Below are 17,576 nucleotides of genomic sequence, written 5' to 3' on the forward strand. Positions count from 1 at the left end.
CTGAACGGGCGGTGTCCGGACGGCGAATGAACCGCGCCGTGTGATGATCGTCCCTGTGGAGGAACCGGAACGGACACCCAAGGCGCCGCGGCGGTTGCTGTGGGTGGTCGGTACCGACGCGGACATGACCGTCGTCGCCCAGGCGCCCCGGGACGATCCGAAAGCCCGCCGGGTGCTCACCGAAACCAAGACAGTGGCGTCCGAGCGCTTCAAGAAGATCTTCGCGGACCGGCCGGAAATGCTGGAGCCGGCGACGCCGGACGTGCTCCCCGCGGCCGTCCCTCTCGTACCCGTGGCCGGAACCGACGTCGAAGCGTGGGCGAACGAGTTGCGGCAGCGGTTCCCCGAGGCGGAGAAGGTCGACCTACTCGATCCCGCGCGGATCGCCGCTCGGATGACGACCACGCCGCCGCCCTGCCCGCCTTCAGGAGAACGCTGACAGCCCGTCTCCCCGGGGGATGGCCGGGGAGACGAACCTTCCGGCTCGGAGACAAGGTTTCACGAAAACGCAGTCTTCCGCCATGAAATCCACGAAAAACGTGAAAGGCCACCGCCTGCGATCAAGGGATCGCCGACGGTGGCCTTTCGTCGCGGCCTCAGGAGAGCGGCACGCTCGCCAAGCCCGGGGCCAGGAACGGCTTGCCGTTGACCTTCTCGGACACACCCGCCCGGTCCAGGTACGGCGTGATGCCGCCGAGCCAGAACGGCCAGCCCGCGCCGAGGATCAGGCACAGGTCGATGTCCTGCGCCTCCGCGACCACGCCCTCGTCGAGCATGATCCGGATCTCTTCGGCGATCGCCGCCAGCGCGCGGTCACGCACCTGCTCGGAGGTCGACGGCGCGTCGCCCTGCTGCCAGAGTTCGGCCACCTCGGGGTCGACGGTGGCGTTGCCCTTGTCGTCCCACTGCCAGACGCCCTTCTTGCCCGCCTTGACGAACCGGTCGAGGTTCTCGCTGACGGTGAACCGGTCCGGGAACGCCTCGTGCAGGGTCTCCCCGACGTGCAGGGCGATCGCCGGGCCGACGAGCTGCATCAGCGTCAGCGGCGTCATCGGCAGGCCCAGCGGCTCGAGCGCCTTGTCGGCGACGTCGAACGGCGTGCCCTCGTCCACGGTCACCAGCACCTCGCCGAGGAACCGCAGCAGCAGCCGGTTGACCACGAACGCGGACGCGTCCTTGACCAGCACGCTCGACTTCTTGAGCTGCTTGCCGAGCGCGAACGCCGTCGCCAGCGTGGCGTCGTCGGTCTTCTCCGCGCGGACGATCTCGAGCAGCGGCATCACCGCGACCGGGTTGAAGAAGTGGAACCCGACCACGCGCTCCGGATGTTTGAGCTGCGACGCCATCGCGGTGATCGACAGTGACGAGGTGTTCGTCGCCAGGATCGCCTCGGGCGAGACGTACTGCTCCAGGTCGGCGAAGACCTTCTGCTTGACGCCCAGCTCCTCGAAAACCGCTTCGATCACGAAGTCGGCGTCGGCGAAGGCGGACTTGTCGAGCGAGCCGGTGACGAGCGCCTTCAGCCGGTTCGCGCCGTCCGGCGAAACCCGCTTCTTGGCCAGTAGCTTGTCGATCTCACCGTGCACATAGGACACGCCCTTGTCAACGCGTTCCTGGTCGACGTCGGTGAGCACCACCGGCACCTTGAGACGACGGACGAACAGCAGCGCCATCTGGCTGGCCATCAGGCCCGCGCCGACGATGCCGACCTTGTTCACCTTGCGCGCCAGCGACTTGTCCGGCGCGCCCGCCGGCCGCTTGGCGCGCTTGTTGACCAGGTTGAACGAGTACAGCCCGGCACGCAGGGTGTCGTCCATCAGCAGTTCGGCGAGCCCGTCGGTCTCGGCCGCGTAGCCGCGGTCCAGATCGTTCTCGCGGGCCAGCTCCAGCAGCTCGACGGCCTTGGTCGCACCGGGGGAGGCGCCCTTGGTTCGTCCGTCCACAATGGCCTTGGCGCGGGCGATCGCGGCGTCCCAGCCCGCGCCGCGGTCGATCTCGCGGCGGGCGGGGGTGATCTCGCCGTTGACGACCTTCGCCAGCCACAGCAGGGACTGCTCCAGGTAGTCGGCCGAACCGAAGACCTCGTCGACGATGCCGAGCTCGGCCGCCTGCGCGACCTTGAGCATCTTGTTCTGCGCCAGGGCGTTCTCGATGATCACGGTGACCGCGGCGTCCGGCCCGATCAGGTTCGGCAGCAGCTGCGTGCCGCCCCAGCCGGGGAACAGGCCGAGGAAGACCTCGGGGAACGCGATCGCGGCGGTGTTCTCCGAAAGCGTGCGGTAGTGGCAGGAGAGCGCGAGTTCGAGCCCGCCGCCCATCACCGCGCCGTTGATGAACCCGAACGTCGGGATCTCGGATTCGGTGAGGCGCCGGAACACGTCGTGCCCGGTCTGCGCGATCTCCCGCGCCAGCGCCGGATCCGCGACCGCTTCGACACCGGAAAGGTCGGCGCCGACGGCGAAGATGAACGGCTTGCCGGTGACCGCGATCGCGGCGGGTTCCGCGGCGAAGGCGGCGTCGATCGCGGCGTCGAGGCTCACCAGGCCCTGCGGGCCGAAGGTGTTCGGCCGGGTGTGGTCGTGGCCGTTGTCCAGGGTGATCAGCGCGACCGGCTTGTCGAGCCCGGGCACCTTCACCAGCCGCGTGACCGCGTTCGTGACGACCTCGTCGGGGAAGGCGGCTTTCGCCTGCTCAGCGGTGAAAGTCATTACTTCGCCCCCTCGAAGGCCGGGTTTTCCCAGATCACAGTGCCGCCCATGCCGATACCGATGCACATGGTGGTCAGGCCGTAGCGCACGTCGGGGCGCTCGGCGAACTGACGCGAGAGCTGCGTCATCAGCCGGACACCGGACGAGGCGAGCGGGTGACCGCAGGCGATCGCGCCACCCCACTGGTTGACGCGGGGGTCGTCGTCGGCGATGCCGAAGTGGTCGAGGAACGCGAGCACCTGGACGGCGAACGCCTCGTTGATCTCGAACAGGCCGATGTCGTCGATCGACAGACCGGTGCGCTTGAACAGCTTCTCGGTGGCGGGCACCGGGCCGATACCCATGACCTCCGGCTCGACACCGGCGAAGGAGTAGCCCACCAGGCGCATGCCGATCGGCAGGCCGAGTTCGCGGGCGGTGTCCTCGTCGGCGAGCAGCGCCGCGGTGGCGCCGTCGTTGAGGCCGGCCGCGTTGCCCGCGGTGATCCGGCCGTGCGGGCGGAACGGCGTCTTCAGCCCGGCGAGCTGCTCGACGGTGGTACCGGGACGCGGCGGCTCGTCCTCGGTCGCGAGGCCCCAGCCCAGTCCATCCATGCCCCCGCCGCCGCCCTCAGCGGAGGAGCTTCGCTCCGCTGATTGAACTTTTGACCGGGTGGCGACCGGGACCAGCTCGGGGCCGATCTTGCCGGTTTTCACGGCCTCGGCGTACTTCTCCTGGCTGCGCGCGGCGAAGGCGTCGGTGCGCTGCTTGGTGATGGCCGGGAACCGGTCGTGCAGGTTCTCCGCGGTCTGGCCCATCACGAGCGCCGTCGGGTCGACCAGCTTGTCGGCGATGATGCGCGGATTCGGGTCGACGCCCTCGCCCATCGGGTGGCGGCCCATGTGCTCGACGCCGCCGGCGATGGCGATGTCGTACGCGCCGAAGCCGATCCCGCTCGCGGTCGTGGTGACCGCGGTCATCGCGCCCGCGCACATCCGGTCCAGCGCGAAGCCGGGCACCGACTTCGGCAGGCCGGCCAGCAGCGCGGCGGTGCGGCCGATGGTCAGGCCCTGGTCCCCGATCTGGGTGGTGGCGGCGATCGCCACCTCGTCGACGCGCTCGGGCGGCAGCTCGGGATGCCGCCGCAGCAGTTCACGGATGGCGTTGACGACGAGATCGTCGGCACGAGTGCCGGCGTACATACCCTTTTCGCCTGCCTTGCCGAAGGGCGTTCGCACCCCTTCGACGAAGGCGACATTGCGTACCGACCGCGCGTTCGGCGCGAGCGGTGTTGCTCCTGCGGCCACGAATGCTCCTGAAGTTGAGGTAGTCCTGACCGCACCCTAGCCCCGGTTACCCGTCGGTAACCAGGATGGTGGCCCGGTCGAGTGGGGGAAGGCACACTCCCGGGGTCACCCGCCTCGGCCGCTTGGCCGATCCGGGGGTGGTGGGGAAGTTGCTATGTTCGACGTGATCAGGGGGAGGGATCACGATGAACTCGCCGGGGCCGGCCGTCACCCGTCGTGCGCTGCTGGGGATGGCGGTCCTCGCGTCGCTGGCCGCCTGCACCCGCGGGACCCCGCCTCCGAGCCCTTCGTCTCCTCCGCCTCCGCCTTCTCCTTCCCGGCAGTTCCACGACCGGTTGATGGAGCTGGAAAAGAAGTTCGACGCCAGGCTCGGCGTGTACGCGGTCGACACCGGAGGCGGCGCCACGGTCGAGCACCGCGCCGACGAGCGCTTCGCGTTCTGCTCGACGTTCAAAGGGGTGGCGGCGGCCGCGGTCCTGCAGCGCAATCCGTTGTCGCATCTGGAAACCCGGGTCGAATACTCGCGCGACGACCTGATGAAACACGCTCCGGTCACCGGGCAGCACGTGGCCACCGGGATGACCATCCGCCAGCTGTGCGACGCCGCCATCCGGTTCAGCGACGGCACCGCGGGCAATCTGCTGCTGCGGGACCTCGGCGGCCCCGCCGCGCTGACGGCGTTCACGCGCAGCATCGGCGACACCGTCACGCGGATGGACCGGGTCGAGCCGGCCATCACCGAGGCCACCCCGGGCGATCTTCGTGACACCACGACTCCGCGCGCTTTCGCCGCCGACTACCGGGAGATCGTGCTGGGCGACACGCTGACGGCCGACAAACGGGACTTCCTGCGCGACCTCTTCCGGCGCAACACCACCGGCGCCCAGCGGATCCGGGCGGGCCTGCCGTCCGGCTGGACCGTCGCCGACAAGACCGGGACCGGCGACTACGGCACGTTGAACGACATCGCCGTCGTATGGCCGCCGGACAGGGCGCCGCTCGTCGTCGCGATCATGTCCAGCAAGGCGACCAAGGACGCTCCGTACGACCAGGCGCTCCTCGCCGAGGCCGCGAAGTACGTGGCCGAAACCCTCACGTGAGGGAATCCGGGACTCGCGTGATCGAAGGCGGAACTCGCGTGTTCGGAGGAGTTCCGCCTTCGATCACGCGAGTTCCGCGTCCAAGCACGCGAGTCCCGGCCTAGTTGCCGGTGGCACTGGGAAGCAGGGCCGGGCAGCCGCTGGTCTTGTAGGCCGGGTCGTACTCGAAGTGCCATTTCTCGTTGTCGTAGCGGCGGCACCAGCCGAGCGCGCCGCCGTTCTTGTCCACCCACGCGGCCGAGTTCAGCGGCTGGATGTCGACGGCGATTCCCTTGACGTGCATGGACGTCTCCGGCTGCAGTGCCCACTTCTTGGCTTGCTCCACGGAGCCGAACCGCTCGACGGCCTTGTCGAACTCGCGCTGCTGCTGGCTCCGGCTACGCTTGCCGTCGTTCACGCAAAGCGTGATGTTCTGTGCTTTGGCCTTGGCGCGCAGGGCGTTCCACGCTTCGATCACGTCCGGGCGCATGCCGAAGGTCTCTTCGTCGACATAACGCTTGTCGACAGCGCACGTCGGGCCGGATTCGGGTCCGGGGACCTCTTCGAGGACCGCGAGCGCCTGCCCGTTCACTGCCTTGACGGCCACGCCGGTGGCTCCCAGCGTCACCATCGCGGCCCCGACGAGACCCAGTGCCACGAACACGCTGATCGCGGTCCGGCGGTGGGAGGTGGAGGTGGTCGGCACCACCCCGAAGCTACCCAGCGTCCGGCGGGGCGCCAGGGTTTGTGAGGTTGTTCCCAGAACCGCCCGGAAGGCCAACCAAATCGGAAAAGCCCTGGTGAGTCCCGGTAGGCCAGTACCGCAGGGGGTCGTGAGTGGCGATTCGGGTTCTAACCCGAATCGCCACTCACGACGTGACTCAGCGGCTCAGGTAGCCGAGCCACCCGCCGTACCCCGTGATGTCTTCGGCGCCCACCACCGCGCCAGGCTCGCAGACGAACCCGGACACCTCGCTCCCATCGGCCAGCCGCACCTTCCCGATCGCCAGCGGCGCCGGGACACCGGCGACGAACTCCCCGAAGCCCGCGAGTGGCAGGTCCCACACCTCGGCCTCGATCGCCGCGCCGCCCGAAGCGACCCGGACGAGACCGGGTTTGGGCGGGACGGTGTCCAGCGCGTGGAGCCGGTACTCGGCCGCCGTCGGTCCCGCGGAAACGAACCGGCCACCCCGCGAGGTCAGTTCATGGTTCAGCGGCTGCCCGCGCAGATGGGCGCCGACGACGGCGATCCGCGTCCGCCGCGGCACCGAGCGGGCGACGTCGGCGAGGATCCGGTCGGCGTACGCGGCGCCGACCAGCATCACCCCGAACGGCAGCCCGCCGACCGTTCCGGCGGGAACGGCGAGCGACGACAGGCCCAGCAGGTTCGTCGAGTTCGTGAACCGGCCCAGCCGGGCGTTCACCCCCAGCGGATCTGCCTCGACGTCGGCGATCGTCGGGTGTTCCGTCGTCGTGGGCAGCAGGACGCAGTCCACAGTGGACAAAACAGCCGACGCCTCACGCTCCAGATCCCCGAGCGTCGCGAGGTCGGAGAACAACCGATGCGCCGGGATGTCCTTCGCCGCGCCGATGATCCGCCGCACGGCCGGATCGACGGCGTCCGGGTGGGCGTCGATGAACTCGCCCACCGCCGAGTACCGCTCGGCCACGAAGGCGCCCTCGTACAGCAGACGCGCCGCGGCCAGGAACGCCGATATGTCGACAGTGACCAGTTCGGCGCCCGCGTCGCGCAACTCGTGAGCCGCCGCGGAGAACGCTTCGGCCCACCCGTCCTGGAGCGGCCCCACCTCGGACGGCACACCGATCCGGAAAGGACGGTTGACGACCGGAAGCTCCCGAGGCTCGCTCAGGCAGGCGAACGCCGCGGAAGCCTCATCGACCGTCCGCGCGAACACGGTCACGCAGTCGATGCTCGCGCACGCGGGCACGACACCGGTCGTCGGCAGCAGCCCCCGCGTCGGCTTCAGCCCGACGATCCCGTTGAACGCCGCCGGGACCCGGCCCGATCCGGCGGTATCCGTGCCCAGCGCGAGATCCGCGATCCCGAGCGCCACCGCGACCGCCGACCCCGAACTCGACCCGCCCGAAACGTACGCCGGATCGATCGCGTTCCGGACCGCGCCGTGCGGGCTGCGCGTGCCGACCAGCCCGGTCGCGAACTGGTCCAGATTGGTGGTGCCCAGGATCAGGGCCCCGGCCTCGCGCAGCCTCGCCACCACCGGCGCGTCCTCGTCCGGCTGATAGGCGTACTCGGGGCACGCCGCCGTCGTCGGCAGCCCGGCGACGGCGATGTTGCCCTTGACCGCGGCGAGTTTCCCGTACAGCGGCAAGGATTCCCCCGCCGCACGACGGGCTTCCAGCGTCTCCGCGTCGGCGAGGACGTCCTCCTCGGGACGCAGGTCGATCCAGATCTCGGGCCGGTCGACTCGCGCGATCCGGTGGTACGCGGCGCGCACCCGCTCCAGCACGCTCATCCCGCGCTCCTTCCCAGTACCACCAGCGGGGTGCCGGGGGCGACCTGATCGCCGGGGGAGACGAGCACCTCGACGACCTCCCCGGCGGCGGGCGCGGGGATCCGCGCCTCGGTCTTCATCGCCTCGAGGATCACCAGCGTCTCCGCCGGGCCGACCTCCTTGCCGGGCTCGACGTCCACCCGCCAGACGGTCGCGGCGAACGGTGCTTCGACGACGTACCCACCGGGCGGGGCCTCGACCTTCGTGGTCGGGACCTTGGCTCCGACGGGTTCCGGTCGCGGGTCGAATTCGCCCGCCGCCGCCCAGGCCTGCCGTTCCGCCTCGAACGCCGCGCTCTGCTTCGCCCGGAACGAGGCGATGTCATCGGCGTTGTCGGCGAGGAACCGCTCGTGGTCCGCCAGCGCGAACTCGCCGTCGGTGATGTCGAGTTCCAGTTCCCCCGCCGAACTCCGAGCCCGCAGATCCATCAGTTCCTCGGCGGTCACCGGATACCACGAGATCCGGTCGAAGAAGCGCAGCAGCCACGGCGAACCCGGCTCGAACGACCCGCGTTGCCGCCAGCCGCTCCACACCTGCACGGTCCGCCCGACGAACTGGTACCCGCCGGGGCCTTCCATCCCGTAGATGCACAGGTACGAGCCGCCGATGCCGACCGAGTTCTCCGCGGTCCAGGTCCGCGCCGGGTTGTACTTCGTGGTGACCAGCCGGTGCCGCGGGTCCAGCGGAGTGGCCACAGGCGCACCGAGATAGACGTCACCGAGGCCGAGCACCAGGTATTCCGCGTCGAACACCGTGCGATAGACATCGTCCACACTGGACAGACCGTTGACCCGCCGGATGAACTCGATGTTCCACGGGCACCACGGCGCGTCGTCGCGTACGCCGGCCATGTACCGCTCGATCGCCTCGCGCGTCGCCGGGTCGTCCCACGACAACGGCAGCCGCACGGTGCGGCTCGGTACCACGAGATCGGCGGTGCGCGGCAGATCGTGCTCCACCTCCTGCACGAGGCCGAGCAGTTTCGGCACCGGCAGCACGTCCGGATCGACGTGCACCTGCAGCGAGCGGATGCCCGGGGTCAGGTCCACGACACCGTCGAGCCCTTCCGTGGCCAGCCGATCGGCCAGCGCGTGGACCCGCATCCGCAGGGCCAGGTCGAGTTTCATCGGCCCGTACTCGATCAGCAGGTTGTCGTCGCCGCTGCGCCGGTAGGTGACCTCGGGGTTCTCGTCCGATGTGGACAGACGGCCGAGGATGCCGCCGTCGTCGATCGGCTGCCGGCTCGCCTTGACCGCCTTGGCCGGTTCGTCGCGCAACGCGCCCGCGTGCTCGATGGTGATCGGCACGAACCGCACGGTGTCGCCTGGCCGCAGCTGGCCGAGTTTCCAGCGCTGCCCGGTCACCACGGTCGCCGGGCAGACGAAACCGCCGAGGCTCGGCCCGTCCGGGCCCAGCAGGATCGGCAGGTCGCCGGTGTAGTCGACGGCGCCGATCGCGTACGGCGTGTCGTGGATGTTCGACGGGTGCAGGCCCGCCTCGCCGCCGTCTTCCCGCGCCCAGCGGGGCCGGGGCCCGACGAGCCGGACGCCGGTCCGCGCGGAGTTGAAGTGCACTTCCCAGTCCGTGGCGTAGAACGTCTCGACGTCGTCCCGGGTGAAGAACTCCGGCGCCGCGTGCGGCCCCTCCGAGGCACCGATCTCCCAGTGCGTCGCGAAAATCGGCCGCTCGGCCTCGGGAACCGTTCCGGTGACGGCGTTCTCCGGTTCCGGACCGGGGGAGAGGACGTCACCGGTCGCCAGCGCGCGCCCGCCATGTCCGCCGAAGCCGCCGAGGGTGAACGTCGCCGCACTGCCCAGGAAGTCCGGCACGTCGATCCCGCCGCGGACGAGGACGTACGCGCGGAGCCCGGCTGTCCCCGTGCCGACGTCGAGCACGCCGCCGGCGGGGACCTCGACGGGCGTCCACTGTGGAACAGCGGTGCCGTCGAGGGTCACCGGTGACGGCGATCCGGTGACGCAAACGATTGCGTCTTCGGTGAACCGCAGGGAGACACCGTCCACAGTGCACTCCAGGCCCGCCGCGCCTTCGGGATTGCCCAGCGCGCGGTTGCCCAGGCGCAGGGACAAATCGTCCATCGGCCCGTTCGGCGGGACACCCACGTGCCAGAAGCCCAGCCGTCCCGGCCAGTCCTGGACGGTGGTCATCGTGCCGCCCCGCAGGACCTCGATCCGCGGCTCGGGGTCGGCGATCGTGTCCAGCGTCGCGGTGTCGTGGGTGACGTCGCGCAGCCGCTGATCAGCGGCGACCGCGCGCAGTTGGCCGAGGTTCGTGCGGACGCCGTCCACCCGGCTTTCGCCGAGCGCCTCGCCCAGCGCGGACAGCGCCTCGGCCCGGTCCGCGCCGACGGTGATCACCTTGGCGAGCAACGGGTCGTAATGCGTCGTCACGTTCGCCCCGGCCTCGACCCAGGTGTCGACCCGGACGCCTTCGGGGAAGTCGGCGCGGGTCAGCAGGCCCGCGCTCGGCCGGTGCCCGGCGGCCGGATCCTCGGCGTAGAGCCGCGCTTCGACGGCGTGCCCGCGGGGCGCTGGCGTGGTGGTGAACATCCCGGTGTCGCCGTCGGCGAGCCGGAGCATCCACTCGACGAGGTCGATCCCGTACACCGCCTCGGTGACCGGATGCTCGACCTGCAGCCTCGTGTTGACTTCGAGGAACGCGGCCTCTTCGCGGTCCGGGTCGTAGATGAACTCCACCGTCCCGGCCGACCGGTAGCGCACTGAAGCGCAGAGGGCGACGGCCGTCGAGACCAGTTTCTCCCGCACCGCATCGGGCAAGCCCGGCGCGGGGCACTCTTCGAGCACCTTCTGGTTGCGCCGCTGCAAGGTGCAGTCCCGCGTGCCGAGCGCCAGCACCGTGCCCGCGCCGTCGCCGAACACCTGGACCTCGACGTGCCGCGCGTGCGTCACGAGCCGTTCGAGGAACACTCCCGGGGTCGAAAAGCTCTTGGCCGCGATGCTCCGTACCGCTTCCCAGGCGTCCCGCAGTTCGACGGCGGACGCGCAGGCACGCATGCCGATCCCGCCGCCCCCGCCGGTGGCCTTGAGCATCACCGGATAGCCGACCTCGGCCGCCGCGGCTTCGGCGTCGGCCAGGGTGTCCAGCAACCCGGTGCCGGGCAGCATCGGGACACCGGCCTCGGCGGCCTTCGCCCGCGCGGTGTGCTTGCTGCCGAAGATCTCGAGATGGTCCGCGGTAGGACCGGCGAACCGCATCCCGGCCGCTTCCACCGCCCTGGCGAAAGCGGCGTCCTCGGACAGGAAGCCGTAGCCGGGATGGATAGTGTCCGCCCCGGTCTTCAGCGCGGCTTCGATGATGGCGTCGCCGAGGAGGTAACTCTCCCTCGCCGGCGCCGGGCCGAGCCGGACGGCTTCGTCGGAAAGCCGTACGTGCGCGGCCGTGCGGTCGGCGTCGGAGTAGACGGCGACCGTCGGAATGCCCATCTCCCTGGCGGTCCGGATGATCCGGACCGCGATTTCCCCCCGGTTGGCGACGAGCAGTTTCACACGCCACCGCCGGTGACGATCATCCGGACCGGCGTCGGATCGAAGCCGTTGCACGGGTTGTTGATCTGCGGGCAGTTCGACACCAGCACCAGGACGTCGGTTTCGGCGCGCAGCTTGACTTCGAGACCCGGCGCGGAGATGCCGTCGACGATGCCGAGCGTGCCGTCCTGTTCCACCGGCACGTTCATGTACCAGTTGACGTTGCTGACCAGATCGCGTTTGCCGAGACCCCATTTGGCGCCTTCGGTCAGGAAGTTCTCGACGCAGGCGTGCTGGTACCGCGTGTGCTGGCCGTAGCGGAGGCTGTTCGATTCCTTGCTGCAGGCGCCGCCGATCGTGTCGTGCCGTCCGCAAGTGTCCTCGACGACGGTGAGCAGCGGCGCGCCCTCACCGGTGCGCAGCACGCTGCCGGTGGTGAGGAAGATGTTGCGCTGCGCGGCGATCGTGGTGGCCGCGCTGTATCTCTTCGCCGTGTCGGCGGCGTCGTAGCAGAGGAAGTCGACGGCCTGGTTACCGCCGAGATCGATGATCGCGAGCGTCTCGCCCTCGCGGAGCACGGTGGAGTACGGCGCCCGCGCGGCGACCTCGGTGTCGGAGATGATCGTCATGCCAGGCCCCTTGCGGTGAGGTAGTCGGCGGTGTTCTCGAAGGCGCGCTGTGCCTCGGGTGACGCCGTCCATTCAGGACTGTCCGGAGTGGACGGCGCCGAGCGCTGGGCGAGGACGCGCAGCGGGGTGACCGTGTAGTCCGGGCGCGGGTCGAGCGGATGCGGCACGTTGGCGATCAGGACGACCACCGGGAGTTCCGTGCGCAGGACCACGGATTTGCCGGCGCCCGCCGAACCGGTGAAGGTCAGCCCTCCGTCGGCCTCCACGCGCACGCCTTGGAAGAAGGAGAGGCTCGGCGGCAGATCGCGCGGAGTGAGGCCGTGTTTGGCGGCGGCGAGGGTGAACAGCGCGTTCCCCGACGGCGAATCGCCCTGCGGGCTCCCGTCCCCGTAGCGCTCGGCGTTGCCGTCCACAGTGGATGTGCCGCAGAGGGCGTCGTGCTTGCCGCTCTCGTCGGTGACGACGGTCGCGAGCACCCGAGCCTGGTCCGACAGCAGGGCGATCGCCTCGCCGAGATAGGCGTTCCACTGGACCTTCACCGTGTCCGCGACGTTCAGCCGCTCCCAAGGCTGGTCCGCGTTGAACAACAGCAGATGCGCGCAGGCGTCGCCCTCGACGTCGGTCAGCCGCAGCTCGGTGCCGCGGGCGAGGACCTTGTGGGTGTAGCCGCCGCCGGCGACTGTCTCGGCCCAGACCAGCTTCGCCGGGTCGATCCCGGGCGGCGGATCCGGCCAGGTGGACGCGGGGATGGCGGGCATCGCTTCGGCCACCGTGCCCGCTTGGGCGCGGGCGTGGTCGCGAGCGCCGTACGTGGTCGATGTCGTGCTCATGGAACCTTCCTTCAGGTCGCGGGGACGGGAACCGTGGTGAGCGCGGAGCGGCGGCGCCAGCAGAGGTAGCCGGTGAGCAGCGCGGCGCCGACGAACTCGATCGGGAACAACAGGACCCAGACGGAACCGGTGCCCGCCAGGTCGTAGATCTCGGCTCGTGGCCAAGCGATGTTGACGATCATCATCGCGCCGTACCCTACTGCCGCGATGTTGACCGGAATAGCCCATCGTCCCAGGGAGAAATGGCCGGGTTCGGCGGTGAAACGCCCTTGACGGCGCCGGATCAGCAGCGGTCCGGTCACCAGGAGATAGGCCAGGTAGACGACGACCACCGAAGTGCCGGTGATGGTGCTGAAGATGGTCGGATTCCCCAGGTTCAGCAGCAGAAGCCCGATGGCGAGCACCCCGGACAGCACGGCGGGCGCGATCGGCGTACCGGTGCGGGCGTTGACCGCGGAAAGCCTCCTGGCACCGGGGAGCGCGCCGTCGCGGGCCATCGAGTAGATCAGCCTGACGGTGCCGGTCTGGATGGTCAGGGTGCAGACGACGACCGCGATCGCGACGTCGGCGAGGAAGACCCGGCCGAGTGTGTCGCCGAAGACGGCCGTGATCACGTACGGCAGGCCTTTCCCGGCCAGCTGCCCGTCGGTCAGGCTCGGTGCCGCCATCAGCGCGGTGACGACGACGGCGAGGCCACCGACCCCGGAGATCAACAGTGCGCGAAGTACGGCGCGCGGGGCGATGTGGCGGGCGTCCTTGGTCTCTTCGGCGACGGAGGCGGCGGTGTCGAAACCGTACAGAACGTACGCGGCCATCAGTGCCGAAGCGAGAACGCCACCTGCTCCCGGGCTTTCGCCGGCAGGCTGGAGCACGACCTGCGGGCCGCGGACGGCGAACAGCGCGAGACCGATGATCAGCACGAGGACCCCGACGAGTTCGGCCCCGACCCCGATGTCGTTGATCCGCGCCATCAGCCGCACGCCGCCCGCGTTGATCGCGGTGGTGAGGACGATCAGCAGGGTGCCGAGCAGGACCGCGTTGCTGGCGCCGGTCGGGGAGGTGATCGCCGGGTCCCCGCCGACGAGCTGGAACCCGCTCCAGACCGACGGGAGGACGACCTGCAGCGCGATCGCGGCGCCGGCGAGGGCCACGACGCAGCCCACCAGCATCATCCAGCCGGCGAGCCACCCCGCGAATCCGGGGGAGAGGTGTTTCGCCCACTGGTAAACCGATCCGGCCAGCGGAAATCGGGCGGCGAGTTCGGCGAAGTTGAGCGCGACGAGCAATTGCCCGGCGATCACCAGCGGCCATGTCCAGAAGAAGAGCGTGTCGCCGAAGGAATAACCGAAGGCGAACAGCTGGAACACCGTGGTCAGGATGGAAACGAAGGAGAAACCCGCGGCGAAGGCGGAGAAACCGCCCAGTGTCCGGCGAAGTTCTTGGCGGTACCCGAAGGCGGAAAGGTCCTCGGAAGGCATTGCGGAGGCTCCTGTCTCAAGGGCCGGATTTCGATCGGCTGACCGAAATTAAGCGCGTGCGGGATCCTTCCGATCTCCGCCGGGTAAGCGCGGTGTTAACAGATACCGGATTCGGTAACCTGGGCCGACCGCCGGACGTAACAAAGATCTTCGCGGAGAAATGGCAGGATCGGATAGATGACGAAAACGACCGGGGTGGGCAGGCCGAGAGCCAGCGGCGCCGCCGCGAGCAAACGGGAGGCGCGGTTCGCCGTCTTGGACGCGGCGGGAGAGCTGTTCACCGGCGCCGGGTACGCGGCGACGACCACGCGGGCCATCGCCGAACGCGCCGGACTGCGCCAGGCGTCGCTCTACTACCACTTTCCGTCCAAAGAGGACATTCTCGCGGCGCTGCTGGAGGACACCGTCCGGCCGTCACTGGACGTCGCGGGCGGTCTTTCGGCCAAGCTCGCGCCGATCGGCGCGCGGCTGTGGGCGCTGGCCTACGCGGACATCCACTTGCTCGGCAGCGCGCGGCACAACCTGGGCGCCCTGTACTTGCTGCCGGAGATCTCGTCGCCGCGGCTGGCGCGATTCCGGGCCGAGCGGGCGGAGCTCAAACGCGTTTACGGCTCGCTCGTCGCGGCGGCCGGCGTCGCCGGAGACCTTCGCGGCATCCGGACCGATCTCGTGTTCGGGCTCGTCGAGAGCATCGCGATCGTCCGGCGTGACCAGCCGGACGTGGACGTCGAGGCGCACGCCGTCGAAGGGGCCGACGGCGTGCTGAGGCTCGCCGGTCTCGGGGAACCGGACGCCGCGCTGCGCGGAGCCGCGCGGGCGCTGCTGGAGGGCTGAAGCCGGGTCAGGCGGGGGTGGCGTGGAGCGCCTTGCTCAGCACCGCCACCGTCAGCTCGACCTGCCAAGGCCGGGCACCGCCGTCGCGGAGGACCTGGGCGACCGAGTCCTCGCTCAGGTCCGCGGGCGGACGCCAGCAGGTGCGCCGCACCAGCTCCGGCAGCAGCAGGTTCTCCACCGGGAGCCGCCGGTCCTCCGCGATCGCGGACAGCGCCGCGCGGGCCGCCGAAAGCCGGGCGGCGGCGTCGGGATCCTTGTCCGACCACCGGTTCACCGGCGGCGGTCCGTCGGTCTGCTGCGCGGGGGTCGGCAGCTCGTCGGCGGGGAGCGCGCGGGCGGCCTGCAGATGCCGCAGCCAGCTCGCGGTGTACTTGCGCTGGACCCGGCCGCTGAACACCGGCAGCGCCTGCAGCTGGTCGACGGTCTTCGGGTCCGCTGTGACGGCGTTGATGATCGCGCTGTCGGGCAGGATCCGGCTCGGCGCGCGGTCGCGTTTGCGGGCGAGTTCGTCCCGCGCCTGCCACAGTTCGCGCACGGCGGCGAGACCGCGGGCGTTGCGGATCTTGTGCACGCCGGACGTCCGGCGCCACGGCTCGGCCCGAGGGGCCGGCGGCGGCGCGGTGCGGACGGCCTCGAATTCCTGCTGGGCCCATTCGAGCTTGCCCTGGTCGGCCAAGTCGGCTTCGAGCTTCTCTCTCAGCTCGAGGAGCAGCTCGACGTCGAGTGCGGCGTAGTTCAGCCAATCGACGGGAAGCGGGCGCTTCGACCAGTCGGCGGCGCTGTGGCCCTTCTCCAGCTGGTAGCCGAGGAGGAGTTCGACGAGGGTGCCGAGGGCGACGCGTTCGTACCCGGCGAGCCGTCCGGCGAGTTCGGTGTCGAAGAGGCTCTTCGGGTGCAGGTCGAGTTCGGCGAGGCACGGCAGGTCCTGAGAGGCCGCGTGCAGCACCCATTCGGCGTTGTTGAGCACTTCCGCGAGGGGTCCGAGCTGCCCTTCGAGCGGAATGGGGTCGATGAGGAAGGAACCGGCACCTTCGCGGCGCAGCTGCACGAGGTAGGCCTTCGGCCAGTATCGGTAGCCGGACGCGCGTTCGGTGTCCACGGCGATGGCCCCGCTGCCGCCCGCGATCTTCGCGCAGGCTTCGGCGAGGGCGGTCGCGTCGGCGATCACCGGTGGAGTGCCCTCGGCGGGCTCGCGCAGGAGGACCGGTCCACCGGTGTCGTCGGTGCCGGTCTTCGGGTCCGTCTGCGGTTCTCCGGGTCGGTCGCCTTCCATAGGTGAAGACCCTACGGGACGAGCGGGCCGCGCCTGGTCCGCCCGCCCCGCAGGGCTGTTCGCCTTTGTCAGCGGATCACGCCGGCACGCATGGCCAGCGCCACCATCTGAGCCCGGTCACCCGTGCCGAGCTTGCGCCCGATGCGGGAGAGGTGAGACTTCACCGTGAGAGCGGAGAGGCTGAGTTCCTCGCCGATCTCCTTGTTGCTCTGGCCGTCGGCCACGAGCTGCAGCACCTCGACCTCGCGCGCCGAAAGCTCGCGCGGGGTGTTGTCGGTGCCGGCGACCCGGGTGCCGGTGGCCAGGACCGGTGCGACGCTCGGGTCCGCGTAGACGCCGCCCTCGAGCACCCTGCGGACGCCGTCGGTCACTACGACCGGCGATGCCGACTTGAGCAGGTATGCCTGGGCGCCGGCCTGGAACGCCGACCTGACCGCGTACGGGTCGTCTGATGAAGCGAGCACCACTACTCGAGGCCAGCCGTGGCTACGGAGTTCCGTAACCAGCTCGATGCCGCTGCCATCCGGCAGTCCGAGATCGAGGATCGCCAGGTCACAAGGCCCGGTGGCCTGTGCTCGCGCCCTCGCCTCGGCCACCGTGGCGGCCTCGTGGACGGTGCCCGCACCCATCTGTGCGAGTCTTGCTGAGATTGCCTCCCTCAACAGCGGGTGGTCATCGACCACCAACACGGAAAAAAGCTCTTCCCGCGGGTGCGGAACCATGCTCGCCGGCAATGAACCGGCTGGCGTGGATCGGACGGCCTGAGAAATGCCGACGGTAGCCACGTCACTACCTCCCTGGAGTCGGTCGTGCCCCCCGACCGGCACCGGGACTTTCGGCCGTTTAGCCGCGCCAGCTTTAGACCGAAAGTGGTGTCGTCGATGGCACTGTAGCCGCCCTGAGGCCTTCGCGGGGGGATCGAATGGGTATCTATCTCAAACGAGTAGTCACTCAGGGAGTTCGTCGTAACACGATCGGGCTAGTACACAGCCGGTGGCTAACACATCGCCGAAAGAACACGATGGACTTGAGTTACCGGGGCTCGACCGACTGTGCAGATGGGCCGTGCACTTGCCGGTGCCTCTGCCAGGGCGCCTCGGCGGGCGGTGCGGCGGGGGCCGGAAACCGCCTCCGGCATGGGGCTTGATCAACTTCGCGGAGCGCCATGATCGCTTCGCTCGGTGACGATGATGGTAACGCTCCGGAAGCGTCTCGGGGTGCTCGCGATCGGTTTTGATCTTGTTGCGGACGGTGACGGCCGGGTTAGCACGAACGGGGTGGTCTAGACCTCTGAGCGACCGGCTCCGCGCTGGTCGGAGCTGGTCCGGTCCGGATGGCCCCGAAGCGCGGCTTAGTGGCGTACAGACGCTCTGAGGGGTCCGCAGGTGGAGCAGTCGAGGTGTCCTCGGGCGCTTCGTGCGG

At 69.8% G+C, this 17,576-nt stretch carries 13 protein-coding genes; 3 read left to right on the forward strand and 10 right to left on the reverse strand.

The window, feature by feature from the left end:
• The first annotated feature begins 55 nt into the window (after positions 1-55).
• Positions 56-439 (forward strand): hypothetical protein, encoded by a 384-nt coding sequence (locus AC0685_RS25700; protein WP_478227845.1) that lies wholly within the window; start codon positions 56-58, stop codon positions 437-439.
• A 157-nt stretch (positions 440-596) separates the two neighbouring features.
• Here the strand turns inward: AC0685_RS25700 and AC0685_RS25705 are convergent, their stop codons facing one another.
• Both AC0685_RS25705 and AC0685_RS25710 read right to left on the reverse strand, forming a co-directional pair.
• Entirely contained in the window at positions 597-2,708 is a 2,112-nt protein-coding gene (locus AC0685_RS25705; RefSeq protein ID WP_478227846.1) for a 3-hydroxyacyl-CoA dehydrogenase NAD-binding domain-containing protein, read from the reverse strand.
• Complete coding sequence (locus tag AC0685_RS25710; RefSeq protein ID WP_478227847.1) at positions 2,708-3,994, reverse strand: thiolase family protein; 1,287 nt, start codon at positions 3,992-3,994, stop codon at positions 2,708-2,710. The genes AC0685_RS25705 and AC0685_RS25710 overlap by 1 nt, the downstream gene beginning before the upstream one ends.
• Before the next feature lie 185 nt (positions 3,995-4,179).
• Here AC0685_RS25710 and bla point away from each other — a divergent pair, with 185 nt between their 5' ends.
• Positions 4,180-5,094 carry a class A beta-lactamase gene (bla, locus tag AC0685_RS25715; protein ID WP_478227848.1) on the forward strand — a complete coding sequence of 305 codons (915 nt, stop codon included), beginning with the start codon at positions 4,180-4,182 and terminating at the stop codon, positions 5,092-5,094.
• Positions 5,095-5,194: 100 nt separating this feature from the next.
• Here the strand turns inward: bla and AC0685_RS25720 are convergent, their stop codons facing one another.
• The 6 genes from AC0685_RS25720 to AC0685_RS25745 form a co-directional block, all read right to left on the reverse strand.
• Positions 5,195-5,782, reverse strand: coding sequence for a D-alanyl-D-alanine carboxypeptidase family protein (locus AC0685_RS25720; RefSeq protein ID WP_478227849.1), 588 nt, complete (start codon positions 5,780-5,782; stop codon positions 5,195-5,197).
• A gap of 172 nt (positions 5,783-5,954) precedes the next feature.
• A complete protein-coding gene (locus tag AC0685_RS25725) occupies positions 5,955-7,568 on the reverse strand; it encodes an allophanate hydrolase (RefSeq protein WP_478227850.1) in 1,614 nt (537 codons plus the stop codon).
• The gene (gene uca, locus AC0685_RS25730; RefSeq protein WP_478227851.1) at positions 7,565-11,131 is read right to left on the reverse strand and encodes an urea carboxylase; all 3,567 of its coding nucleotides are present in this window, start codon (positions 11,129-11,131) and stop codon (positions 7,565-7,567) included. The genes AC0685_RS25725 and uca overlap by 4 nt, the downstream gene beginning before the upstream one ends.
• Entirely contained in the window at positions 11,128-11,739 is a 612-nt protein-coding gene (locus AC0685_RS25735) for an urea amidolyase associated protein UAAP2 (protein WP_478227852.1), read from the reverse strand. Before AC0685_RS25735 ends, uca begins: the two co-directional genes overlap by 4 nt.
• Positions 11,736-12,569, reverse strand: coding sequence for an urea amidolyase associated protein UAAP1 (locus tag AC0685_RS25740; RefSeq protein WP_478227853.1), 834 nt, complete (start codon positions 12,567-12,569; stop codon positions 11,736-11,738). The genes AC0685_RS25735 and AC0685_RS25740 overlap by 4 nt, the downstream gene beginning before the upstream one ends.
• An 11-nt stretch (positions 12,570-12,580) precedes the next feature.
• A complete protein-coding gene (locus AC0685_RS25745) occupies positions 12,581-14,047 on the reverse strand; it encodes an amino acid permease (protein WP_478227854.1) in 1,467 nt (488 codons plus the stop codon).
• Between the two features lie 177 nt (positions 14,048-14,224).
• On the opposite strand from AC0685_RS25745, the gene AC0685_RS25750 reads away from it, so the two are divergent.
• The gene (locus AC0685_RS25750) at positions 14,225-14,881 is read left to right on the forward strand and encodes a TetR/AcrR family transcriptional regulator (protein ID WP_478227855.1); all 657 of its coding nucleotides are present in this window, start codon (positions 14,225-14,227) and stop codon (positions 14,879-14,881) included.
• Between the two features lie 7 nt (positions 14,882-14,888).
• On the opposite strand, the gene AC0685_RS25755 is transcribed toward AC0685_RS25750, so the two are convergent.
• Together AC0685_RS25755 and AC0685_RS25760 are read right to left on the reverse strand one after the other, a co-directional pair.
• Positions 14,889-16,154 (reverse strand): HRDC domain-containing protein, encoded by a 1,266-nt coding sequence (locus AC0685_RS25755; protein WP_478227856.1) that lies wholly within the window; start codon positions 16,152-16,154, stop codon positions 14,889-14,891.
• A 68-nt stretch (positions 16,155-16,222) separates the two neighbouring features.
• Positions 16,223-16,939, reverse strand: a complete 717-nt coding sequence (locus AC0685_RS25760; RefSeq protein WP_034318331.1) for a response regulator transcription factor — start codon at positions 16,937-16,939, stop codon at positions 16,223-16,225.
• Between the last annotated feature and the right edge of the window lie 637 nt (positions 16,940-17,576).

It is taken from the genome of Amycolatopsis sp. NPDC043889 (assembly GCF_056435645.1).